The following is a 21,733-nucleotide window of genomic DNA, read 5'->3' as shown; positions in this document are numbered from 1 at the left end:
CAAGCACGCCGCGCAGCGCACTCCATCACACTCCGTAGCGCTCCGGCTTGGGCGAACGGGACATGAGCAGCATCCCGGCCTCGGCCGGCGACATGCCGTCGTGGACGACGCCGACGACGACCTCGGTGATCGGCATCTCCACGTCGTGCTTCCTGGCCAGCGCCAGCACCGACTCGCAGGATTTCACGCCCTCGGCGGTCTGCTTGGTGGCGGCGACCACCTCGGCCAGCGTCATGCCCCGGCCCAGGTTCTCGCCGAACGTGCGGTTGCGCGACAGCGGCGACGTACAGGTGGCGACCAGGTCGCCCATCCCGGCCAGCCCGGCGAACGTGTGCGGGTCGGCCCCCAGTGCGGCGCCCAGGCGGGAGATCTCGGCCAGCCCCCTGGTGATGAGCATGGCGCTGACGTTGTCGCCCATGCCCATGCCGGCGGAGACGCCGACGGCCAGCGCGATGACGTTCTTCACCGCGCCGCCGAGCTCGACGCCGACCACGTCGGGGTTGGTGTACGGGCGGAACCACGGCGGCAGGTGGCAGACCGCCTGGAGGCGCTCGGCGACGGACTCGTCCGTGCAGGCCACGACCGTGGCGGCGGGCTGGCGCTGGGCGATCTCCTTGGCCAGGTTGGGCCCGGACACGACGGCGACCCGCTTCTCCGGCACCTCGGCGACCTCGCGGATCACCTCGCTCATCCGCTTGGTCGTGCCCAGCTCGATGCCCTTCATCAGGCTGACCAGGACCGCCTCCGGCGGGATGTGCGCGCGCCAGACGGCCAGGTTGGGCCGCAGGAGCTGCGACGGCACGGCCAGCACCACGAAGTCCGCCCCGTCGAGCGCCCGCTCCGGGTCCGTCGTGGCGCGCAGCGCGGGCGGCAGGGCCACGCCGGGCAGGTAGTCGGTGTTCATGTGGGAACGGTCGATCACGTCGACCAGCTCCTGCCTGCGCCCCCACAGCGTGACCTCGTTGCCGGCCTCCGTGAGGACCATGGCGAACGTGGTGCCCCACGAGCCTGTGCCGAAAACGGCCACTTTTGTCATGCCATCACCGCCTGGCGGGATCGTAGGGCATCTCGGGGGCCTTCTCGCCACGCAGCTCGGCCAGCTGCTCGGTGATCGCCGCCATGATGTCGGCCGTCGCCTCGCGCAGGACATCGGCGTGCGGCTGCTTGCCTTCGTACTTCGACAGGTCCACGGGCGGGCCCACCGACACGCGGAACGTCTTGCGCGGGAACAGCCGGGGCCTCTTCTCGCCGTACGGCAGCAGCTCGTGCGCCCCCCAGTGGGCCAGCGGGATGACCGGGGCGCCGCTCTCCAGCGCCAGCCGGGCCGCGCCCGTCTTGCCCACCATGGGCCAGAGGTTCGGGTCACGGGTGCAGGTGCCCTCGGGGTAGAACAGGATCGCGCACCCGTCGTGGAGCCGCTGGGACGAGGCGCGCAGCGACTTGGCGGCCTCGGCGCTGCCGCGGTGGACGGGGATGGCCAGCAGGCCCGTCACGGCCCGGCCCAGGAACGGCACCTTGAACAGGGCCGCCTTGGCGAGGATCACCGGCCAGCGCCCGTTGTTGTAGAGGAAGTGCGACAGCAGGACCGGGTCCGTCCAGGAGAGGTGGTTGGTCGCGATGATCACGCCGCCGGTGTGCGGGATGCGCTCGCCATGGCGCCAGTCCCTCTTCACCAGGAGCCTGGACAGCGGTTTCACGATAACTACTGCCAGGGTTTCCCAGAAACGCGATGGTCGCGTGGGGCGGCTCATGGTTTCCTCCTCCAGTATGCGCCCCAAGTCTCCCGGTTGGCCGCATGGGATGTCGAGGCGGGATGCTTAAGGGTATGAGCATCCGCTGGTCACTGGTCATTCCGGTGAAGACGCTGGTCGCGGCGAAGACCCGGCTGGCCGCCGCGACGGGACCGCATCGTACGAAGTTCGCCGTGGCCGTGGCCAGTGACACCGTTGCGGCGGCGCTCGCGTGCCCGCGGGTGGCGCGGGTGATCGTGGTGACGGCCGACCCCGCCGCCGCCGGGCCGCTGGCGGCGTTGGGCGCCGAGGTGGTGACCGACCCGGACCGCGGCCTGAACACCGCCCTGCGCAGGGGTGCCGCCCATGCCGTACGGGTCGCGCCCGGCGACGCGGTGGGGGCGCTCCAGGCGGACCTGCCCGCCCTGCGGCCGGCCGAGCTGGGCGTGGCGCTGGCGGCGGCGGGCGAGTTCGACCAGTCGTTCGTGCCCGACGCGCTCGACGTCGGCACGACCTTCTACGGGGTACGTCCCGGCATGCCGTTCGCGCCGAGGTTCGGCGGGGAGTCGCGGGCCAAGCACCTGGCCGGCGGGGCGAAGGAGCTGTGCGTGCCGGGGATCGAGTCGGTCAGGCGCGACGTGGACACGCCCGACGACCTGCGCGCGGCGATCGCGCTCGGGCTGGGCAGGCACACGGCGGCGGTGGTCGCGGAGCTGTGGCCGGCGCCTTGAGGCCCCTTACCTGAGGCCCGTTCATCAGGTGGTCGTCCGCGCGATCCGCGGGGCCAGGACGACGGCGAGGTACGACAGGCCGAGTCCCGCGACGCCGGCGGCGAAGACCGCGTACCCGCCGAGCCACTCCCCCAGCGCACCGCCGGCCAGTCCGCCCACCGGCATCGCGCCCCACATGAGGAACCGCATGCTGGCGTTGACCCGGCCGAGCAGGCGTTCGGGGGTGATGCGCTGGCGGTGGCTGAGCTGGGCGATGTTGAACACCACGCCGGCGCCGCCGGCCAGTGCCGAGAAGACGGGGAAGGCCAGCAGCCGCCATCCCGGTCCGGTGGCCACGGCGGGCAGGCAGAGCACCATGGTCAGCAGCGCGGAGCCGTACAGGGTGGGGCCGATGCCGAGCCTGGCCGTCACCCGGGCCGCCACCGTCGCGCCGGCCAGGGCGCCGACGGCGGAGGCCGACAGCAGCAGACCGTAGGTGGTGGCGTCGACGCCCAGCTCCGCCACCAGATAGAGCGGGTAACCGACCGCGCAGGCACCCAGCGCGACCCTCGTGAGCGCGCCGCCGATCGCGACCCTGAGCAGGACCGGGTCCTTGACGACGAACGCGACGCCCTCGGCCATCTCGGAGCGCAACCGCCTGGTTCTCTCCCGGGAAGGTGTCTCCTCGGCCCTGATGCCGGACAGCAGATGCGCAGAGACGAGGTAGGCGCCCGCGTCGGCGAGCAGCGCGAACGGCGCTGTGAGCGCGGTGACCAGCCAGCCGCCCACGTCCGGCCCGGCCAGCACGGAGACGTGCCTGGTGACCTCCAGCCGGCCGTTGGCGCGTTCGAGCCGCTCCTTCGGGACGATCGCCGGCACGAAGCTCATCTGGGCCACGTCGAAGAACACCGTGCCCACGCCCAGCACCAGCGCGACGGCGTAGAGGTGTGGCAGCGTGAGCCCGTCCAGCCAGGCGGCCAGGGGCACGGTCAGCAGTGCCGCTCCGCGGATCAGGTCGGCCCAGACGAGGATCGGGCGGCGGCGCATCCGATCCACCCAGACCCCGGCGGGCAGCCCGATCAGCAGGAACGCGACCATCTGGGCGGCGGACAGCAGGCCGAGCTCAATGGCGCCGGCGTCGAGCGTCAGCACGGCGGTCAACGGCAGCGCGACGATCGTGACCTGGGTGCCCAGCTGGGTGATGCCGTTCGCCCCCGCGAACCGCCACAGGTCCCCCGGACGCTCCATGGCTCGCGATCCTCGCCCGCTCGCCGGTCGGAGGCAAACCAATTAGGCTGGTCTGCGTGCAGGCGACGGTACGCAGCTTCGACGAGGCCACCCGCTCGGGCACGGTCTTCCTCGACGACGGGACCGTGCTGGAGTTCGGCACGCCTGCCTTCGACGCCGGCCCGCTGCGGCTGCTGCGCACGGGGCAGCGGGTGAACCTGGCGATGTCTGGCGGGGAGATCACCTACATCACGCTCTCGACGTTCCCGGTCCCGAACCCGTGAATGCGGACGCCCGGGCCGTTCAGCCCGGGCGTGGCCGTCCGCTTGATTTACTTCTTCTTTCCGACTTTCTTGCCACCCTGATTGACCAGCTCTTTGAAATCGGAGCCGGGGCGGAACTTGGGCCCCCAGCTCTCCGGGACGTTGATTTCCGCGCCGGTGGACGGGTTCCTGGCCGTGCGGGCAGGCTTGTGCACCATCTCGAACGCGCCGAAGCCCGTGATGGAGACCTTGTCGCCGCCCGCCACGGCCTTCTGGACGGCGTCGATGACCGCGTTCACGGCCTCGGTGGCCGTCTTCCTGTCGCCCACCCGGTCCGCGATGGCCTCGACGAGTTCTCGCTTGTTCATGAAAGTCCTGCTCCCCCAGTTACGGCTCAGGGTTCCAGCTCACGAGTTCGACGTAGAAACCCCTTACGCGCTCGAAAGTAGGCGGGATCGCGGGGGAACTCAATCACCTAGCGTGTTTCCTCATTACGTGGCGTGTCGGGGGCTGCGTCGAGGCAGGTCAGAAACGCTTCGAGGCGGGCGGCGGCCCTTTCAGGATCGCGCTTTGCCAGATCGCAGATGGCGAGATAGCGGCGGGCCAGCCGCTCCTTATCGCTCGCGGGCAGCATGCGGACACGGCGGTGCGCTTCGCGCAACCGCCGCGCCAGTTCGTCGTCTTCTAGACGGTGGTCGGCAGCCATGGCTGCCGACCATTCTCGTACGCCGCCACATCGTCGGCGTGACGCAGGGTCAGCCCGATGTCGTCGAGGCCCTCCATGAGCCGCCAGCGGGTGTAGTCGTCGATCTCGAACGGCACGGCCTCGTCCGCCCAGCGGACCTGGCGATCTCCCAGGTCGACGGTGATCTCCAGCTTGGGGTCCGCCTCGACGGCCGACTGCAGAGCTTCGACCTTGTCGTCGGGCAGGATGACCGGCAGCAGGCCCATCTTGGTGGAGTTGTTGCGGAAGATGTCGCCGAAGCGGGCGGCGATCACGACACGGAACCCGTACTGCTGCAGCGCCCAGACGGCGTGCTCGCGCGAGGAGCCGGTGCCGAAGTCGGGGCCGGAGACGAGGATCGTGCCGCCCTCGTAGGAGGGGTCGTTCAGCACGAACGACGGGTCCTCGCGCCAGGCCGCGAACAGGCCCTTCTCGAAGCCGGTGCGGCTGACCTGCTTGAGCCAGACGGCCGGGATGATCTGGTCGGTGTCGACGTTGCTGCGGCGCAGCGGCACCGCCGTACCGGTGTGGGTGGTGAAGGCGTCCATCAGCTTCTTTCCTTACAGGTCTGCACATGGGGAGCGCGTCGGTCAGGCGGCCTGGCCGCCTGAGCGCGACGGCGCGCTAGAGGTCCGCGGGAGCGGTCAGGCGGCCGGTGACCGCGGTCGCGGCGGCGACCTGCGGCGACACCAGATGAGTACGGCCACCCTTGCCCTGGCGGCCCTCGAAGTTGCGGTTGGAGGTCGAGGCGCTGCGCTCGCCGGGCTGGAGCGTGTCGGGGTTCATCCCCAGGCACATCGAGCAGCCGGCCTCGCGCCACTCGGCGCCCGCGGCCTTGAACACCTCGTGCAGGCCCTCCTGCTCGGCCTGCAGCTTGACCATCATCGAGCCGGGCACGATGAGCGTGCGGGTCCTGACCTGGCGGCCGCGCAGGATCTCGGCGGCCGAGCGCAGGTCCTCGATGCGGCCGTTGGTGCACGAGCCGACGAAGACCGTGTCGACCTCGATCTCACGCAGCGGCGTGCCCGCGGTCAGGCCCATGTACTCCAGCGCCCGCTCGGCGGACGAGCGCGCGACCGGGTCGGCGAAGGACTCGGGGCTCGGGACGGAGTCGCCCAGCGGCAGGCCCTGGCCCGGGTTGGTGCCCCACGTGACGTACGGAGTCAGCGTCGCGGCGTCGATCTCCACGACCTTGTCGAACACGGCGTCGTCGTCGGTGCGCAGCGACTTCCAGTATTCGACGGCCTGGTCCCACGCCTCACCCTCGGGCGCGTGCGGGCGGCCTTTGAGGTAGGCGAACGTGGTCTCGTCCGGCGCGATCAAGCCGGCCCGGGCGCCCGCCTCGATCGACATGTTGCAGACCGTCATGCGGCCCTCCATGGAGAGCTTGCGCACGGCCTCGCCGCGGTACTCGACGATGTAGCCCTGGCCGCCGCCGGTGCCGATCTTGGCGATGATGGCCAGGATCAGGTCTTTGGCCGTGACGCCGGGGGGCAGCTCGCCGGAGACCTCGATGGCCATCGTCTTGGGCCGGTAGGCCGGCAGCGTCTGCGTGGCCAGCACGTGCTCGACCTCGGAGGTGCCGATGCCGAACGCGATGCCGCCGAACGCGCCGTGCGTCGAGGTGTGCGAGTCGCCGCAGACGATCGTCATGCCCGGCTGGGTCAGGCCGAACTGCGGGCCGATGATGTGGACCACGCCCTGGCCGGCGTCGCCCATCGGATGGAGCCTGATGCCGAACTCGGCGGCGTTCTTGCGCAGGGTCTCGACCTGCGTCTTGGAGACAGGGTCGGAGATCGGGCCGAGCACTGTCGGCACGTTGTGGTCCTCGGTGGCGATCGTGAGCTCGGGCCTTCGCACCTTCCGGCCGGCGAGACGGAGCCCGTCGAACGCCTGCGGACTGGTCACCTCGTGAATGAGGTGCAGGTCGATGTAGAGCAGGTCAGGTTCGCCCTCGGCACGCCGGACGACGTGTTGCTCCCAGACCTTCTCGGCCAGTGTGCGGCCCATGCTGATCTCCTCCTCGAGACTTCCTCCGACTTGCTTTCTCATATGTCGAGACTGCAGTATCGGTGTATGGACAACTCTAGCGGAGTCGGAGTACTCGACAAGGCGGTTCTTGTACTCAATGCCCTCGAAGCGGGACCCGCTTCACTGGCGCAGCTCGTCCAGGCCACCGGTCTGGCCCGTCCCACCGCCCACCGGCTGGCCGTCGCTCTCGAGCACCACCGCATTGTGACCCGTGACACGCAGGGCAGGTTCGTGCTGGGCCCGCGGCTTTCCGAGTTGTCCACCGCGGCCGGCGAGGACCGGCTGCTGGCGGTGGCCGCGCCCGTGTTGACGCAGCTGAGGGATCTGACCGGGGAGAGTGCGCAACTCTACCGCCGTCAGGGCGATGAGCGGGTGTGCGTGGCCGCGGCGGAGCGGGCCAGCGGCCTGCGTGACACGGTTCCGGTGGGTTCGGCGCTGCCCATGACGGCAGGTTCGGCGGCGCAGATTCTGCTGGCGTGGGAGGAGCCCGACCGGCTGCACCGGGGCCTGCGCGGGGCCAAGTTCACCGCCGCCACGCTCGCCTCCGTACGCCGCCGCGGGTGGGCCCACAGCGTCGGCGAGCGCGAGCAGGGTGTGGCCAGCGTCTCCGCCCCGATAAGGGGTAGCGGCGGGAAGGTGATCGCCGCGGTGTCGGTCTCCGGACCCATCGAACGGCTCACGAGGGCGCCGGGCCGGCTGCACGCGGTGCCCGTCATGGCGGCCGCCGAACGCATCACGGAGGCCATGCGCCGCACGTCATGATCAGCAAAAGGATGTATTTGGGGAGCCGACTGCCTCGCGGGCGCACTAGCCTGTGTGCGTGACAGATCGCATCGAGGTAGCCGCCACTGAGCTGCGACCCCTGCTCGAAGAGTTCATCATGTGGGCACGCGCCAACGCGCCGGGAAGCGACCCCGAGCTCGTGGGGCCTGCCGCACTCTGGCACCGTCTCGCCTTCTCGCAGGATCTCGGCACGTGGAAGCGCGCTGACCTGCGCAACCTGCTGCTCGACCGCATGCCCAAGGTCGTGGAGGATCCCGACGCGGCCGCCGACGGGATGCTCCCGGCCGTGGACGCGTACCTCACGTTCCTCTCGCAGACCGGCAGGCTGACCCAGCGCTCGGACTCCCTCGCCGATCTGCAGGCCGAGCTCGACGACGTCGAAGACGAGTTCGTCGATCTCATGGAGGAGCTCCTGGAGGACACCGAGGGCGACGACGTGGAGGATGAGGCCGGAGACCTGGGCGACTTCGAGCTGTTCGCCGACGAGCTGGCCGAGCTCGACACGATCAGGCTGCGGCCGGACGCAGAGCTGGCCGCGGCCGCCCGCCAGGCGCCGCTCGTCGCCAAGGCCCGTGACCTGGCCCTGTGGGTGGGGTCGGGCCGCCGGGTGGGCGAGGACACGCTGCTCAGCGACGCGGAGGTGGAGGAGGCGCTGGCGGCCGTCGGGCTGCCCACGCCGGAGACCGACGGCCCGATCGCCGAGGCCGTGCCATACCTGTGGAACATCTGGAACCTGGCCGTGGACCTGGAGTTCCTTGAGCCGGGCGACGGCAGCACGGTTGCGGTCCAGGACGACACCTCGGAGTGGCCGTTCGACGACGACGAGGACGTGCTCGACGCGTGGATGCTCGGGCTGCACTCGGTCGACTACGGCGACCCCGAGCTGCCCGACGACGATCTCACCATGGCCCTGTCCGGCCTGACGCGGGGCGTGCTGGTCCGCCTGCTGCTCGCGGGCGGCTCGCGCGACCTCGACGAGCTGGCGCAGGAGCTGGCCGAGGCCGCCGCCGACCTCGACGAGGAGCTGGGCGCGGACGCGTGGGAGGCGGCGGGCGACCCGCTGGCGCCCGCGATCGACTGGCTCGTGGGATACGGCATGGTCGAGGTCCAGGGCCGGACCATCAGCCTCACGCCGCTCGGCACCGAGGGGGTCGTCCACCTCGTGGACGACGCCGACATCGAGGTGGACGCGCGGCCCGCGATCGAGTCCATGAGCGCCCACGAGCTGCTGGTGCTCAGCGCGGAGCTGCCCGAGGAGGAGGCCGACGCGGAGTTCGCGGCATGGATGCGGCTGCGCGAGCCGGCCAAGGCCGCCGAGGAGCTGCTCGAGGCGGCGGCCGAGGACGACAGCGACGCACTGATCAGGGTGCAGGCCGCCAGCGTGGTCGGCACGCTGGGCGAGGCGGCGATCCCGGCCTGGCAGGCGGCGCTCAAACAGCCGTCGCTGCGGCCGTACGCGGCCACCCATTTGAGCCAGCTGGAGGTCGAGGGAGCGCCCGAGCCGACGCAGGACGACACGCACTGGCTGATCCTGGACATGTGGACGATCTCGGCCGGGCTGGGGCGGTCGGAGTTCGTGAGCAGCCTGCAGGACATCGGGCCCGACATGGTCAACAGCCTGCTGGAGGTGATCTGGAAGATCCCGCACGCGCACGTGGAGGAGCTGCTGGATCTGATCTCGCAGGTGCACCCGGACAAGCAGGTGGCCAAGACGGCGCGGCGCGCGCTGTTCAAGGCGCGCTCTATGTGACGTCCACCCAGGCCCTCGCCATCCGCGGCGGGGGCCTTCGCCATTCCGGTTCACAGGGCCGGGCGCCGATACGTGCGCGCTGTGGGCCGCCCGCGTGAAAGTCGTGAACCAGCTAAGAGCGAGGGTCGTGAACCGGCTGAAAGCGAGGGTCGTAACCGGCCGGAAAAAGCGAAACGCCCCGGGCCGTGGGCGCCGGAGCGGTGATGCAGATGTAGTCCCGACCGGATTCGAACCGGCGCTACCGCCTTGAGAGGGCGGCGTCCTGGGCCACTAGACGACGGGACCTTCGCAAGCTTGGTGACAGTGGTAGTCCCGACCGGATTCGAACCGGCGCTACCGCCTTGAGAGGGCGGCGTCCTGGGCCACTAGACGACGGGACCCTGTCCACAAGCTGTTGTGCCGGGTCTCCCCGGCGACGTCGGTAACTCTACCGCACCCCGCAGACCACAACCAAACCGCTTATCCGCCCACCAGATGGGGCCGGGTGGGGCGTCACGCGGTGAGGAGGCCGCGGCGGTAGGCCTCGCCGACGGCGGCGGCGCGGTCACGTACGTCGAGCTTGGCGTAGATGTGCAGCAGGTGCGTCTTGACGCTTGCCTCGCTGATGAACAGGCTGGCCGCCGCCTCCTTGTTGGTCGCTCCCCCTGCCACCAGGCGCAGCACCTCCAGCTCGCGCTTGCTCAGCGCGCCCCTGGCGGGCTTCCGCACGTGATCGGCCAGGCGGCCGGCCACGGCGGGCGCGAGCACGGTCTCGCCTTTGTGGGTGGCCCGGACGGCGCGTACCAGCTCCTCCGGAGGGGCGTCCTTCAGCAGGTAGCCGCTGGCTCCCGCCTCCAGCGCGGGCAGCACGTCGGTGTCGAACGTGGTCAGGACCAGCACCCGCGGGCCGGTGCCGCTGAGCCTGCGGATGGCGGCGACGCCGTCCATGCCGGGCATGCGCAGGTCCATGAGGACGACGTCGGGCCGGAGCTCGGCGGCCAGGCGCACGGCCTGGGCGCCGTCGGCCGCCTCGCCGACGATCTCGAGGTCGGGCTCGGCGCCGAGGGCTGCGCGCAGGCCGTCACGCACGATCGGGTGGTCGTCCGCGATCAGCAGCCTCAGCGTCATCGGTCTCCTCCCTGAAGGTCTTGTCTTCCCGAAGGTCGTGTCTTCCCGAAGGTCATCGTCTCATCGAGTGTTCCGGTCGGCGGTGGACGGGCTTGGGTCGCTCTCCGCGGGTATGGCGGGGACGGCGGCGGCGATGGCGGTGCCGTGGCCGGGTTCGGACTCGATGTCCAGGGTGCCGCCGACGCCGCGTACCCGCCGGCGCATCCCGTCCAGGCCGAAGCCGTCAGCGGGCGTCTGCGGGGCGAAACCGGCCCCGTCGTCGCGGATGTCGAGGAGGATGACTTCGTCCGTGTACGACAGGGTGAGGCCCGCCCTGGTAGCTCTGGCGTGCTTTGCGACGTTGGCCAGCGCCTCCTGGGCGACGCGGAACAGCGTGGCCTCCACGTCGGCGGCCAGGGCGACGGGTGTGCCGGTGATCTCCAGGGCGAGGTCCACGCCCGACGCCTTCGACCAGGATTCGGCCATGCGGGCGAGCGCCTCCGGCAGCATCGCGTGCTCCAGCGGCTCGGGGCGCAGCGCGGTTACGGACCTGCGGGCCTCGGCCAGGCCGCGGCGGGCGAGCTCGGCCGCCTGGTCGAGGTGGCGGCGGCGGGCCGGGCCCTGGGTGGCGCGGCCGGCGGCGTCGAGCTGGCCGATCAGGGCGACCAGGTCCTGCGCGACCGTGTCGTGGATCTCGCCCGCCACCCGGTGCCGCTCGTCGAGCACGCCCGCCCGCCTGGCCTGGTCGAGCAGCCTGGCGTGCAGGTCGGCGTTCTCGGCCAGGGCGGACCGCAGCCGCTCGATCAGACGGCGGCGCTTGTCGTGCTCGGCGGAGACGTACCAGCCGGCCAGGACCAGTGGCAGGGCGACGCCTGCGATCACGGTGAGCAGGGCCGTGCGGTCCCCCGGACCGGCCTGGGCGGCCACGTTGACGATGGCGGTGACCGTCACGCCGGCCATGACGAGCCGGGCGGGCAGCATGGCGATGGCCAGCGGATAGCCGACCGAGGCGAACACGGTGAAGGCCGCGCTCTCGGCGGCCAGCGCTCCGGCGAGGGCGATGAGGACGAGGTAGTGGGCCACGACCAGCGCTCGGCGGACGTCGCGGCGCTGGTGGAGCCAGGCGATGGGTGCCAGCCACACCCCGGCGGCCGCGGCCAGCGCGGGCCAGAGCAGGCCGCCCCCGGGATCACCCGTCCCGGCCCGCCACCCGAGTATGGACGTGCCGCCCGCGTCCATGAGGATCGCCGCGATCGCGGAGAGCGCGAGCAGCGCGTAGGCGAGTCCCAGGAACGCCCAGCGCTCGCGGCCGTCGAGCCAGCTCATGCGGTCCAGCCTGGCACGCATCCACCGATCGGTGGATGTCCGGCATCCACCGCAAGTCGCGCCGCACGGGCGATGTGCACCCGGGCTGACGTGGGCGAACCTCGCCATATGAACATTCCGAGCAGGAGATCGATGTTCCGGATGGCCGCCGTCGCGGGCGCGGGCGCCTACGCCACCTCGGCCACCGCCGAGCGCAAGGAGGTGACCACGTACGTCTTCGTGACCGGCTCGAACGGCGTGGCCAGCGCCGATGCCGAGCTGATGCTGCGCGGCCACCGCGCCGTGGGCGTGAGCCTGCCGGGGCACGGCCCCGAGGAGCAGTTCCACCTGGCCTACCAGGCGCCGCAGGACCTGGCGAAGCTGGCCACCATCCCGTCCCCGATGGCGGACGTGACGCTGGACGACTATGTGGAGGCGACGGTGAACACCGTTCGCCGGGTCTCCGGCCACGGCCCGGTCATCCTGGTGGGCGGCAGCCTTGGCGGCGCGACGATCACCAAGGCGGCCGACGAGGTGCCCGGCCTGATCGACCGGCTGGTCTACGACGCGGCCTACTGCTGCACGAAGCTGCGCTCGCCGGCGGAGTACCTGGAGACGCCGGAGGGCAAGACAAGCCTGGCGGGCAGCATCTTCTCGGGCATCGTCGGCGATCCCCGGGTGCTCAAGGCGATCCGCGTCAACTGGCGCACGAACGACCGGAAGTTCCTGGACGCGGCCAAGGCGGCGTTCATGGCGGAGGCGAGCGAGGGCGAGTTCCTCGCCATGCTGAACACGCTGCTGCCCGACGAGAGCCTGCAGGTGTCGAGCGCCGACGCCCGGGGCCGCAAGAGTGCCTGGGGGCGGGTGCCCCGCGTGTACATCAGGCACACGCGGGACAGGGTGCTCCCGATCGCGCTGCAGGACCGCATGATCAAGGAGGCGGACGCGGCGACGCCGGGCAACAGGTTCAAGGTCTTCACGGTGGAGTCGTCGCACGCGCCGACGCCCAAGGCCTATCGGCAGATCACCGAAATCCTCGACCGGCTCGCGAAATGAAAAAACGGACGTCTCCTGTGGAGACATCCGTTCAATGCTGGGGTACCAGGACTCGAACCTAGACTAACTGAACCAGAATCAGTCGTGCTGCCAATTACACCATACCCCACCGCTGCGAAACCCCTAGGGGGCGCGCTTGGCGACGTCCGAAAGAATAGCCCAGCTCGGGGGCTAAGACCAAAACGATTCGCCGAGCGGCCCCTCCACTACCCACAGCGTGCCAAGCTGATGGGGACAAAACACCACGTGGAGGAGCCCGAGCGTTGGCCGAGAATCCGTTCTTCGCCCCTAGCAACCTGCCGTACGAGCTGCCGCCCTTCGCGGACATCCGCGAGGAGCACTACCTGCCCGCGTTCCGGCGCGGCATGGCCGAGCAGCTTGCCGAGGTCGACGCGATCGCAGGCAGCGCCGAGCCGCCGGCCTTCGACAACACGATCGCCGCGCTCGAGCGGTCGGGACGGATCCTCGACCGGACGGCCACGGTTTTCTACAGCATCGCCGCGGCCGACTCCAGCGACGGCATCATGGAGATCGAGAAGGAGATCTCTCCGGAGCTGACCAGGCACAGCGACGCGATCCGGCTCAACCGGGCGCTGTGGGCGCGCATCAAGCAGGTGACCACGGAGGCCCCGGAGGAGGCCTGGCTGCTGGAGAAGTACCGGGACGACTTCATCCGGGCCGGCGCCGACCTGTCGGAGTCCGAGCAGGACCGGCTGCGGGAGCTCAACGAGGAGCTGTCGAGGCTCTCGACCGACTTCGCGCAGAGCCTGCTCAAGGCCTCGACGGAGTCGGCACTGGTGGTGGAGGACCCCAAGGAGCTCGACGGCTTCGACGAGGCCAGGATCGAGTCACTGCGCAAGGACGGCAAGTACGTCCTGCCGCTGCTCAACTTCACCGCCCAGCCCGGCCTGGCCCAGCTCACGAACCGCGACGTGCGCCGCCGGCTCTACGAGCTGAGCGTCGGGCGGGCGCCGGGCAACTTCGAGGTGGCCGCCAGGATGGCGACGCTGCGGGCCGAGCGGGCGGCGCTGCTCGGGTTCCCCAGCCACGCCGCCTACTCGGTCGCCGACCAGACGGCCAAGACCGTCGAGGCGGTCGAGGAGATGCTCGGCCAGCTCGTCGGCCCCGCGGTGCGCAACGCCAAGAGGGAGGCCGAGGAGCTGGCCGAGATGGCCGGGTTCGACATCGAGCCGTGGGACTGGCCGTACTACTCGGAGAAGGTGCGCCAGGCCCGTTACGACTTCGACGCCGCCGCGATGCGGCCGTACTTCGAGCTCAACCGCGTCTACCGGGACGGGATCTTCTTCGCGGCGGCGAAGCTGTACGGCGTCACCTTCACCGAGCGGCCCGACCTGGGCGGTTACCACCCCGACGTGACCGTGTACGAGGTGTTCGACGAGGACGGGAGCCGGCTGGGGCTGTTCGTGCTCGACCCGTACGCCAGGGAGACCAAGCGCGGCGGGGCGTGGATGAACAACCTGGTCGACCAGTCGTTCCTGTTCGGCCTGCGGCCGGTGGTGATGAACAACCTCAACGTCACCAAGCCCGCCTCGGGGCCGACGCTGCTGACGTACGACGAGGTGAACACGGCCTTCCACGAGTTCGGGCACGCGCTGCACGGATTGTTCTCGCAGGTGCGCTTCCCGCGCGTGTCCGGCACCAGCGTGCCGCGCGACTTCGTCGAGTACCCGTCGCAGGTCAACGAGATGTGGGTGACCTGGCCGGAGATCCTGGCCAACTACGCCAAGCACCACGAGACGGGCGAGCCGATGCCGGCCGAGCTGGTGGCGAAGCTGACCGCGGCCGAGAAGTTCAACCAGGGCTTCAAGACTGTCGAATATCTGGCCGCCACGCTGCTCGACTGGGCCTGGCACAAGCTGGCGCCCGGCGAGCCGGTGACCGACGCCGAGGCGTTCGAGTCGGCGGCCCTGGCGACCGCGCAGATCGCCGTTCCGCAGGTCAGGCCGCGCTACCGGACCAATTACTTCGCGCACATCTTCTCCGGCGGCTACAGCGCCGGCTACTACTCCTACATCTGGAGCGAGGTGCTGGACGCGGAGAGCGTGGAGTGGTTCAAGGAGAACGGTGGGCTGACCAGGGAGAACGGCGACCACTTCCGCCGCGAGCTGCTCTCCCGCGGCGGGAGCCTCGATCCGCTGACCGCCTTCCGCAACTTCCGCGGGCGGGAGCCGAGCATCGAGCCGCTGCTCAAGCGCCGCGGCCTCGACTAGGTCACCTGAACGCGTCCGCGTGCTCGGCGGCCCACTGCGCGAACGTGCGCGGTGGGCGCCCGGTGACGTTAGGAGCTATTGCGGCAGGTTCAGTTCCTCGATTCGCTGACGGAGCCATTCCTTCTCGGCCTGGCTCGACGCGCGGGCGATCAGCAGCATGCCGCGCCGGTAGGGGTCCGGCTCGTCTTTCGCCCTGACCGGTTTGCTGCCCTGGTAGAAGAAGCTTGCGGGCGCCTCCAGGAACGCCAGCCTGCGGTTGAGCACTTTCGCCTGGTCGGCCGGGTCGGGCAGCGCCGACAGGAACGTCAGCAGCGTGAAGAACCTGGTCTGGTCACTGATGTCCAGGTCCGCAGGCTCGCGCAGGCGCCGCAGCAACTCCTCGCGGCCCGCCCCGGTGATCGTCAGCACCTGCCTGCGCGCGGCCGCGGCGCCCGCCTCTTCGTGCCGTTCGACCAGCTCTTTCGCCTCGAGCCTGGAGATCGCCGGGTAGAGCGCGCCGTCGCTGACCGGGCGCAGATGTCCAGTGAGCGCGGCGAGGCACGACTTGAGCTCGTAGCCGTGCATGGGGCGTTCGTTCAGGAATCCCAGGATGGTGAGGCCCAGGTCGCCGCCGCTTGCCATGGGGTACATCGTAACGCTATACCTCTAATCGATGTATATCGAAACGAGGTACTCGTGATCCGGCTGGCCCTGCCCATCTACGTGGAGTTGCTCACCGCCGTGGTCGCGGTCGGCGTGATCGACCTGCTCTGGGTCTCCTCGCTGGGCGAGGCGGCGATCGCCGCGGTCACTGTGGGGACCACGGCCGAATACCTGGCCTACGGGCTGTTCCTGGCGGTGCCGACCGGCGTCACAGTGCTGGCCGGGCGCCGTGACGGGCACGCGCCGCTGGCTCCCGTGATCAGGACGGCCTGGCTGCTCTGGGCCGCCTTCTCGATCGCCGTCGCCGTGCCGGGCGTGCTGCTGCGCGAACCTTTGGCGGCCCTGTTCACCGACAGCCCTTCGTTGACCGCGGACTTCTTCCTGATCTCTCTCGGCGGGCTGCCGGTGTACTTCGCCCAGACGATCGTGGACGGCATTCTCAAGGGCCTGGGGAACACAAGGCTCCCCATGCGGCACGCACTGATCTGCAACGCCCTGGTGATCGTGCTGGATCCGCTGTTCATCCACGGCCTGGAAATGGGAGTCCAGGGCGCCGCGCTGGCCACCGTACTGGCGCGCGCCGTCACGCTGGCGATCGCCCTCAGGTCCGTGTTACGGCTCCGCGACCGGGGCCGGGGCCTGGTCGCGGGCGAGGTGCTCCGGACAGGGCTTCCCATGTCCGGAGATTTCCTGGCTCGCGCTCTGGTGGGGATGGCGCTGGTGGAGATCGTGGCCGGGTTCGGCACTGCGCAGGTGGCCGGCTACGGGATCGGCCAGAAGATCATGCTGGCCGGCGTCATGGTCTTCTACGCGCTGCGGCAGGCGGCGATGATCCGTACCGCCCGCTCGGAGGCCGTCGGATCGCCGCTCTGGCTCGGGCTCGGGTCGGGAGCGGCCGTCGCGGCCGTGCTCAATCTGGCGGCCGCGCCGGTCGCCGGGCTGTTCACCGCCGACCCCGAGGTGGCCGTGGGGTTCCTGCGGTGGATGGCGCTCTATCTGGTGCCGTTCGGCGGGCTGATCGCCGTGGGCGGAGTGCTCCAGGCGAGCGGAAGGGGCAGTCGCCTGCTCGCCGCCACGCTGGCGGGCTTCGCCGTGCAACTGCCCCTCGCCTATGTGCTGAGCTCGTGGCTCGGCCTCACGGGGGTGTGGTTGTCGATGGCCGCAGGGGCCTTGATCAGCCTTGCAGGCGCGCTAGCGCGGCACGCAGGCGGTCCTGGACGCGCGCGCGGCCGAGCACCTCGATCGACTCGAACAGCGGCAGGCCCACCGTGCGGCCGGTGAGCGCGACGCGGACCGGGGCCTGGGCCTTGCCGAGCTTGAGCCCGTGGGCCGCGCCGACCTGCTCCAGCGCCTCCTTGAGCGACTCCGGATCCCAGCTCACCGCCTCGAGGCGGTCGAGGTAGCCGGTGATGATCTCCACTGGGGAGTTCTTCATCGCCTTGTCCCAGGACGCCTGGTCGAACACCGGCTCCCCGAGGAAGAGGAAGTCGACGTTCTGCCTGATCTCCGACAGCACCGTGATGCGGGTCTGGGCCAGGACGGCGACCTTGCTGAACAGCTCGCGATCCCACAGAGGGTCGAGGTAGGGCGCGCAGCGCTCCTCGAACGTCTCCAGCGGCAGAGCCCGGATGTACTCGCCGTTGAACGCGCGCAGCTTCTTCTCGTCGAAGAACGCGCCGGCGGAGTTGACGTCCTCCAGCCTGAACAGCGGCACCATGTCCGACCACGGCATGATCTCGCGGTCCTCGCCGGGGCCCCAGCCGAGCAGCATGAGGTAGTTGACCATGGCCTCGGGCAGGTAGCCCTCCGCGCGGTAGTCCTCCAGCGCCACCTTGTCGCGGCGCTTGGACAGCTTCTTGCGCTGCTCGTTGACGATCACCGGCAGGTGTGCCCAGACCGGCGGCTTCGCGCCCAGCGCGGGCCAGAGCAGCATCTGCTTGGCCGCGTTGCCCAGGTGCTCCTCGCCGCGGACGACATGGGTGATGTTCTGGGTGATGTCGTCGACCGCGTTGGCCAGCACGTAGAGCGGCGAGCCGTCGGTGCGGGCGATGACGAAGTCCTCCTGCGCCTCGTTGGGGAACTCCACGTTGCCGCGGACGAGGTCGGCCACCACGGTCACGCCCTCGTCGGGAGTGCGGAAGCGGACCGCGCCCTCGGTGAGGTCCCGGTCGCGGCAGAAGCCGTCGTAGCCGCGGTGCTCGGAGCCGGTGCGGGCGACGAGCGTCTCACGTGTGCAGTCGCAGTGGTAGGCCCTGCCGTCGGCCAGCAGCTTGGCCACCGCCTCGCGGTGCTGCGGCTCGTACGCCGACTGGAAGTAGGGGCCTTCGAACACCGGGTTGGTGCCGTTGATGCCGATCCAGTCGAGCGCGGAGATGATGCCCTCGGTCCACTCCGGCTGGTTTCTGGACGCGTCGGTGTCCTCGATGCGCAGCACGAAGCGGCCGCCGGATTGCTCGGCCAGCGCCCAGTTGAACAGCGCCGTGCGGGCACCGCCGACGTGGAACATGCCAGTAGGAGACGGGGCGAACCGCACCCGTACGTCAGTCACGGGAGACCACCTTGTTCGTGAGTGTGCCGATGCCTTCGATGCCGACGCTGACCTCGTCACCGATCTGGAGAGGGCCGACGCCTGCCGGGGTGCCGGTCAGGATGACGTCGCCGGGGATCAGCGTCATGACCGCGCTGACGTAGGCCACCAGCGCGGGGATGTCGTTGATGAGCTGGCTGGTGCGGCCGCTCTGGCGCACCTCGCCGTTGACCGTGGTCGTCAGCGCGAGGTCGCTCGCGTCCAGGTCGGTCTGGATCCACGGCCCGAGCGGGCAGAACGTGTCGAACCCCTTGGCCCGGGTGAACTGCACGTCCTTCTTCTGCAGGTCGCGGGCGGTGACGTCGTTGGCGCACGTGTAGCCGAAGATGACGTCCTTGGCCCGTTCGACCGGCACCTCGCGGCAGAGCCGGCCGATCACGACGGCCAGCTCGCCCTCGTAGTCGACGCGGTCGGACAGCGACGTGGGGTAGGCGATGTTCTCGCCGTGGCCGATCACCGTGGTGGACGGCTTCATGAAGATGAGCGGCTCGTCGGGCACCTCATTGCCGAACTCGGCCGCGTGCTCGGCGTAGTTTCTGCCGATGGCGACCACCTTGCTCGGCAGCATCGGGGCCAGCAGCTTCACCTGGGAGAGCGGGTAGCGCTCGCTGGTGAACTGCACCTGGCTGAACGGATGGCCGGAGATCGCGGAGACGAACTCCTCCCCCGGACCGCCTTCCACCACGCCGAACGACACGCCTTCGCCTGTGGAGAACCTCGCTATACGCACCCGACAAGGCTATCGCCGCCACCACAGGGGTCAGCCCAACGTCGCCGGGCCCACCACGTTCCGCCACTAAACAAGTCAGGAATCATCCATATTTGCCCCCAGAGTCCGTTTTCTTGCGCATCACCCGTATAGGAGGGGTTATTTCTCCCTAAGACGTACAGGGGGGTGATGGACCGTGTCAGACATGATGTCCACGAAGGTCACGGAGGCCGGGCAGGCGGGAACCGTGCCACGGCCCAGAACGCAGGACACCGGCTCGGCGACCTCGCTGGTCACCGACAGGGGCACCACCAGCATCGACGACGGCGTCGTCGCGAAGATCGCCGGTCTCGCCGCCCGCGAGGTGTCGGGCGTGTACGCCATGGGCGGAGGTGCGGCGCGAGCGTTCGGCAGCATGCGCGGCATGGTCGGCGGGGAGCCGAGCATCTCGCAGGGCGTGTCGGTGGAGGTCGGCGAGCGACAGGCGGCCGTGGACCTGGACGTGGTGGCCGAGTACGGCACGGTGATCCCCGAACTGGCGGCGGCCGTGCGGAAGAACGTGATCGGGGCGGTCGAGCGGATGTGCGGCCTCGAAGTGACCGAGGTCAACATCAGGGTCGGCGACGTACACCTGCCCGGCCAGGACCGGGATCGGCAGCCGGAGGGGCCCGGGATGGGCGCCGAGCAGGAGCCCAGGGTCCGATGACGGGGTCTGCCCGGGCTGGGGCAGACCCGATGGCGGGTGGCGATGAGGCCGCTCGGCTCATCGCTGCGCGGGTGCGGGCCTGCCCTGGGGTGGCCGGACTGTCCGGCGGGCCCTTCGGGACGGTGGCCACGTACCTGCCCGGGGAGCGGCTCGTAGGGGTTTCCGTGGACGACGGCGAGGTGGAGATCGCCGTCGTCGCCACGATGGACCGCCCGCTCCCGGAGACCGCCGACGAGGTGCGCCGGGCCGTGGCGGACCTGGCCGGAGATCGCCTGGTGAACGTGCGCATCGACGACATCGTGGAGGGATCATGGACAACATCCAGTTGATGCCGCTGATCGGCATGACCGTCGGCATCATTCTCGGGCTGGTCGCGGCGTTCGGCGGCCTCGGGGCGTTCCTGCTGGTGCTCGTGCTCGGCACGGTCGGCTTCCTGGTCGGGCGGATCGCCGAGACGGGCGAGGTGAACCTGTCCGGCCTGAACGTGAGGCGCAGATGACCACCATCGCCCCCGGCCGCGAAGCGGATGTCGTGACGGTGCCCGCGCAGCGTCTTCCGCCGCCGGAGCGGCGCGGGCGCACCGAGATCGCCGGCCGGGCGGTCACCAAGATCGCGTGCTGCGCCGCCGAGGAGGTCCCCGAGGTGCGCGCGGTGCACCTGCGGGGCCTGCCGTGGACGCATCCGTCGAGCGCCGAGGTCCACGGCGACCTGGCCGTCATCCGCATGGACGTGAGCGTCGCCTACCCGTCCCCGCTGCACGCCGTGGCGGTGCGACTCAGGGAACACGTGATCCGCCGCGTCACCTACCAGACCGGCCTGACCGTCACCCGCCTGGACATCACCATGACCGATCTGGGCGGCGACCCGCGATGACGGTCTGGACGACGCTCTTCAACGGACCCGGCCGCAGGCCGGACATGACGGCGCAGGGTGGCCAGGAGGTTCGCACCGTCCCGGTCGCCGGACCCGGCGCGGACCCGGCGGCGGGTGGGCCCGGCACGCGTCGATCGGCCGGTGAGCCGCCGCCCCGTGACCGGGCGGCCGACCGCGCGACCGTGCGGGCCTTCCGGTCGCACCGCAGGGTCCCGGCCATCGTCGTCGCCGGCCTGCTCACGATCCTGGGCCTGCTCGTCGCCGCCGAGACGATCTCCGCGCTGACCGGCCGCCCGCAGCGCCTGGTCCCGTACGACCGGATGCTCGCATGGGCCTCGTCGACGCTCTGGTCGGACCCGCTGTTCCTGGCCGGCGCGGCGCTCGTGACGCTGACCGGGTTGGCCTTGCTGGCCGTCGCCCTGGTGCCGGGGCGGCCGAGAATGGTGCCGGTACGCGGCGGCGACCCCGACCTGATCATCGGTCTGCGTCCCAAGAGCCTCACCCGGGCCCTGGCCCACGCCGCCGAGGAGGTGTCCGGGGTGCACTCGGCCCGTGCCAGGATCCGGGGCCGTACGGTCACCGTCACGGCCACCACGTCCGGCTGGGGCAGGGAACGGTTCCGCAAGGCCGTACGCGCCGCCGTGCTGACCAGGCTGGCGGGGCTGGATCCCGTCGAGCCGTACCGGGTGGTCGTCGACGTCAAGGAGCGGAAGTGAGCAGGCGGACCAGCCGGGGCAACCGCTGGGGGCTGGCACTGGCCGGCCTGGCGCTGGCGATCCTGGGCGGGGTCGCGCTGGCCCGCGGGCTGGGCGCGTTCCCGCAGGACTCGGCCGCCGCGCGGACCCCGATCGTGGACGACGGCATGCGGGCGTTCTTCGCGCTGCACGGCTGGTGGATCTGGTGGGCGGTGGCCGTCGCGTCGATCGTCATCGCGCTGCTGGGCCTGCGCTGGCTGTTCGCGCAGGGCCGCTGGGAGACGCGTCGCGTCGTGCGACTGGAGGGGGGCCCGACCGGGGTCACGGAGCTGTCGGCGGGCGGGATGGCGCAGGCGGTGGCGGCCGACGTCGAGTCGTGCCCGGCCGTGCTGAGCGCCGACGCCGGCGTGGCGCACTCGCAGGGCCGGCCCGAGGTACGGCTGAGCCTCGTCGCCGACGAGTCGGTCCCGATGAGCGAGCTGACCTGGCACCTGTCCACGGTGACGCTGCCGCACCTGCGCGACGCGCTGGACCGGGATCATGTGCCGGCGGTGGCCCGCGTTAGCCTGGAGCCCTCATCTGCGCCGCATCGGGTGGTGCACTGAGGCGCTCACGAGAGGGGTTC

Annotated in this window: 25 protein-coding genes and 3 tRNA genes; 13 read left to right on the top strand and 15 right to left on the bottom strand. The window is 70.6% G+C overall.

What is annotated here, in order from left to right:
- Positions 1-25: 25 nt before the first annotated feature.
- Positions 26-1,036 (bottom strand): NAD(P)H-dependent glycerol-3-phosphate dehydrogenase, encoded by a 1,011-nt coding sequence (locus EJK15_RS00505; protein WP_138708321.1) that lies wholly within the window; start codon positions 1,034-1,036, stop codon positions 26-28.
- A 4-nt stretch (positions 1,037-1,040) separates the two neighbouring features.
- Positions 1,041-1,751 carry a lysophospholipid acyltransferase family protein gene (locus tag EJK15_RS00500; RefSeq protein WP_138708320.1) on the bottom strand — a complete coding sequence of 237 codons (711 nt, stop codon included), beginning with the start codon at positions 1,749-1,751 and terminating at the stop codon, positions 1,041-1,043.
- A 74-nt stretch (positions 1,752-1,825) separates the two neighbouring features.
- Between EJK15_RS00500 and cofC the strand changes: the two genes are divergently transcribed.
- Positions 1,826-2,461, top strand: a complete 636-nt coding sequence (gene cofC / locus EJK15_RS00495; protein WP_138708319.1) for a 2-phospho-L-lactate guanylyltransferase — start codon at positions 1,826-1,828, stop codon at positions 2,459-2,461.
- 24 nt (positions 2,462-2,485) lie between these two features.
- Here the strand turns inward: cofC and EJK15_RS00490 are convergent, their stop codons facing one another.
- On the bottom strand, positions 2,486-3,688 hold the full coding sequence (locus EJK15_RS00490) for an MFS transporter (protein WP_138708318.1): 1,203 nt from the start codon (positions 3,686-3,688) through the stop codon (positions 2,486-2,488).
- A gap of 56 nt (positions 3,689-3,744) precedes the next feature.
- On the opposite strand from EJK15_RS00490, the gene EJK15_RS00485 reads away from it, so the two are divergent.
- Positions 3,745-3,951, top strand: a complete 207-nt coding sequence (locus tag EJK15_RS00485) for a hypothetical protein (RefSeq protein WP_138708317.1) — start codon at positions 3,745-3,747, stop codon at positions 3,949-3,951.
- A gap of 47 nt (positions 3,952-3,998) precedes the next feature.
- Here EJK15_RS00485 and EJK15_RS00480 read toward each other — a convergent pair whose 3' ends face one another.
- The 4 genes from EJK15_RS00480 to leuC all read right to left on the bottom strand — a co-directional run bounded on the left by EJK15_RS00480 (position 3,999) and on the right by leuC (position 6,664).
- The gene (locus EJK15_RS00480; protein ID WP_138708316.1) at positions 3,999-4,298 is read right to left on the bottom strand and encodes an HU family DNA-binding protein; all 300 of its coding nucleotides are present in this window, start codon (positions 4,296-4,298) and stop codon (positions 3,999-4,001) included.
- Between the two features lie 107 nt (positions 4,299-4,405).
- Positions 4,406-4,636, bottom strand: coding sequence for an SCO5555 family protein (locus tag EJK15_RS00475; RefSeq protein ID WP_138708315.1), 231 nt, complete (start codon positions 4,634-4,636; stop codon positions 4,406-4,408).
- A complete protein-coding gene (leuD, locus tag EJK15_RS00470) occupies positions 4,615-5,202 on the bottom strand; it encodes a 3-isopropylmalate dehydratase small subunit (RefSeq protein ID WP_138708314.1) in 588 nt (195 codons plus the stop codon). Before leuD ends, EJK15_RS00475 begins: the two co-directional genes overlap by 22 nt.
- Before the next feature lie 76 nt (positions 5,203-5,278).
- The gene (gene leuC, locus EJK15_RS00465; RefSeq protein ID WP_138708384.1) at positions 5,279-6,664 is read right to left on the bottom strand and encodes a 3-isopropylmalate dehydratase large subunit; all 1,386 of its coding nucleotides are present in this window, start codon (positions 6,662-6,664) and stop codon (positions 5,279-5,281) included.
- Between the two features lie 66 nt (positions 6,665-6,730).
- Here leuC and EJK15_RS00460 point away from each other — a divergent pair, with 66 nt between their 5' ends.
- A complete protein-coding gene (locus EJK15_RS00460) occupies positions 6,731-7,447 on the top strand; it encodes an IclR family transcriptional regulator (RefSeq protein WP_138708313.1) in 717 nt (238 codons plus the stop codon).
- A gap of 58 nt (positions 7,448-7,505) precedes the next feature.
- The gene (locus EJK15_RS00455) at positions 7,506-9,218 is read left to right on the top strand and encodes a hypothetical protein (protein ID WP_138708312.1); all 1,713 of its coding nucleotides are present in this window, start codon (positions 7,506-7,508) and stop codon (positions 9,216-9,218) included.
- A gap of 212 nt (positions 9,219-9,430) precedes the next feature.
- On the opposite strand, the gene EJK15_RS00450 is transcribed toward EJK15_RS00455, so the two are convergent.
- The 4 genes from EJK15_RS00450 to EJK15_RS00435 form a co-directional block, all read right to left on the bottom strand.
- Positions 9,431-9,503, bottom strand: a tRNA-Glu gene (locus EJK15_RS00450).
- A 19-nt stretch (positions 9,504-9,522) separates the two neighbouring features.
- Positions 9,523-9,598: transfer RNA gene (locus EJK15_RS00445), tRNA-Glu, on the bottom strand.
- Between the two features lie 112 nt (positions 9,599-9,710).
- Entirely contained in the window at positions 9,711-10,325 is a 615-nt protein-coding gene (locus EJK15_RS00440) for a response regulator (protein WP_138708311.1), read from the bottom strand.
- 60 nt (positions 10,326-10,385) lie between these two features.
- Positions 10,386-11,630 (bottom strand): sensor histidine kinase, encoded by a 1,245-nt coding sequence (locus EJK15_RS00435; RefSeq protein ID WP_171074021.1) that lies wholly within the window; start codon positions 11,628-11,630, stop codon positions 10,386-10,388.
- Between the two features lie 132 nt (positions 11,631-11,762).
- Here EJK15_RS00435 and EJK15_RS00430 point away from each other — a divergent pair, with 132 nt between their 5' ends.
- Positions 11,763-12,665, top strand: coding sequence for an alpha/beta fold hydrolase (locus tag EJK15_RS00430; RefSeq protein WP_240776673.1), 903 nt, complete (start codon positions 11,763-11,765; stop codon positions 12,663-12,665).
- 37 nt (positions 12,666-12,702) lie between these two features.
- Here the strand turns inward: EJK15_RS00430 and EJK15_RS00425 are convergent.
- Positions 12,703-12,774: transfer RNA gene (locus EJK15_RS00425), tRNA-Gln, on the bottom strand.
- 154 nt (positions 12,775-12,928) lie between these two features.
- Between EJK15_RS00425 and EJK15_RS00420 the strand changes: the two genes are divergently transcribed.
- A complete protein-coding gene (locus tag EJK15_RS00420; RefSeq protein WP_138708309.1) occupies positions 12,929-14,896 on the top strand; it encodes a M3 family metallopeptidase in 1,968 nt (655 codons plus the stop codon).
- 75 nt (positions 14,897-14,971) lie between these two features.
- Here EJK15_RS00420 and EJK15_RS00415 read toward each other — a convergent pair whose 3' ends face one another.
- Positions 14,972-15,517, bottom strand: coding sequence for a PadR family transcriptional regulator (locus tag EJK15_RS00415; protein WP_138708308.1), 546 nt, complete (start codon positions 15,515-15,517; stop codon positions 14,972-14,974).
- A gap of 54 nt (positions 15,518-15,571) precedes the next feature.
- Here EJK15_RS00415 and EJK15_RS00410 point away from each other — a divergent pair, with 54 nt between their 5' ends.
- Positions 15,572-16,819, top strand: coding sequence for an MATE family efflux transporter (locus EJK15_RS00410; RefSeq protein ID WP_171074020.1), 1,248 nt, complete (start codon positions 15,572-15,574; stop codon positions 16,817-16,819).
- Here EJK15_RS00410 and gltX read toward each other — a convergent pair.
- Both gltX and EJK15_RS00400 read right to left on the bottom strand, forming a co-directional pair.
- On the bottom strand, positions 16,713-18,044 hold the full coding sequence (gltX, locus tag EJK15_RS00405) for a glutamate--tRNA ligase (RefSeq protein ID WP_240776682.1): 1,332 nt from the start codon (positions 18,042-18,044) through the stop codon (positions 16,713-16,715). The two genes, EJK15_RS00410 and gltX, sit on opposite strands and share 107 nt — an antisense overlap.
- A gap of 34 nt (positions 18,045-18,078) precedes the next feature.
- Positions 18,079-18,855, bottom strand: coding sequence for a fumarylacetoacetate hydrolase family protein (locus EJK15_RS00400; protein WP_138708305.1), 777 nt, complete (start codon positions 18,853-18,855; stop codon positions 18,079-18,081).
- 187 nt (positions 18,856-19,042) lie between these two features.
- On the opposite strand from EJK15_RS00400, the gene EJK15_RS00395 reads away from it, so the two are divergent.
- The 6 genes from EJK15_RS00395 to EJK15_RS00370 are packed head-to-tail and all read left to right on the top strand — an operon-like array spanning position 19,043 to position 21,713.
- Positions 19,043-19,540 (top strand): Asp23/Gls24 family envelope stress response protein, encoded by a 498-nt coding sequence (locus tag EJK15_RS00395; protein ID WP_171074029.1) that lies wholly within the window; start codon positions 19,043-19,045, stop codon positions 19,538-19,540.
- Positions 19,537-19,869 carry an Asp23/Gls24 family envelope stress response protein gene (locus EJK15_RS00390; protein WP_240776672.1) on the top strand — a complete coding sequence of 111 codons (333 nt, stop codon included), beginning with the start codon at positions 19,537-19,539 and terminating at the stop codon, positions 19,867-19,869. Before EJK15_RS00395 ends, EJK15_RS00390 begins: the two co-directional genes overlap by 4 nt.
- Entirely contained in the window at positions 19,851-20,039 is a 189-nt protein-coding gene (locus EJK15_RS00385) for a hypothetical protein (protein WP_138708303.1), read from the top strand. Before EJK15_RS00390 ends, EJK15_RS00385 begins: the two co-directional genes overlap by 19 nt.
- The gene (locus EJK15_RS00380) at positions 20,036-20,413 is read left to right on the top strand and encodes an Asp23/Gls24 family envelope stress response protein (protein WP_138708302.1); all 378 of its coding nucleotides are present in this window, start codon (positions 20,036-20,038) and stop codon (positions 20,411-20,413) included. Before EJK15_RS00385 ends, EJK15_RS00380 begins: the two co-directional genes overlap by 4 nt.
- Positions 20,410-21,129: a DUF6286 domain-containing protein gene (locus EJK15_RS00375; RefSeq protein WP_138708301.1), complete on the top strand. Its 720-nt coding sequence runs from the start codon at positions 20,410-20,412 to the stop codon at positions 21,127-21,129. The genes EJK15_RS00380 and EJK15_RS00375 overlap by 4 nt, the downstream gene beginning before the upstream one ends.
- Complete coding sequence (locus EJK15_RS00370; protein ID WP_138708300.1) at positions 21,126-21,713, top strand: hypothetical protein; 588 nt, start codon at positions 21,126-21,128, stop codon at positions 21,711-21,713. The genes EJK15_RS00375 and EJK15_RS00370 overlap by 4 nt, the downstream gene beginning before the upstream one ends.
- Positions 21,714-21,733 lie beyond the last annotated feature (20 nt).

This window comes from Nonomuraea basaltis (assembly GCF_005893125.1).
Lineage (GTDB): Bacteria > Actinomycetota > Actinomycetes > Streptosporangiales > Streptosporangiaceae > Nonomuraea > Nonomuraea basaltis.
The sequence above is the reverse complement of the archived record's forward strand: the minus strand, read 5'-3'. Positions and strand labels throughout refer to the sequence as shown.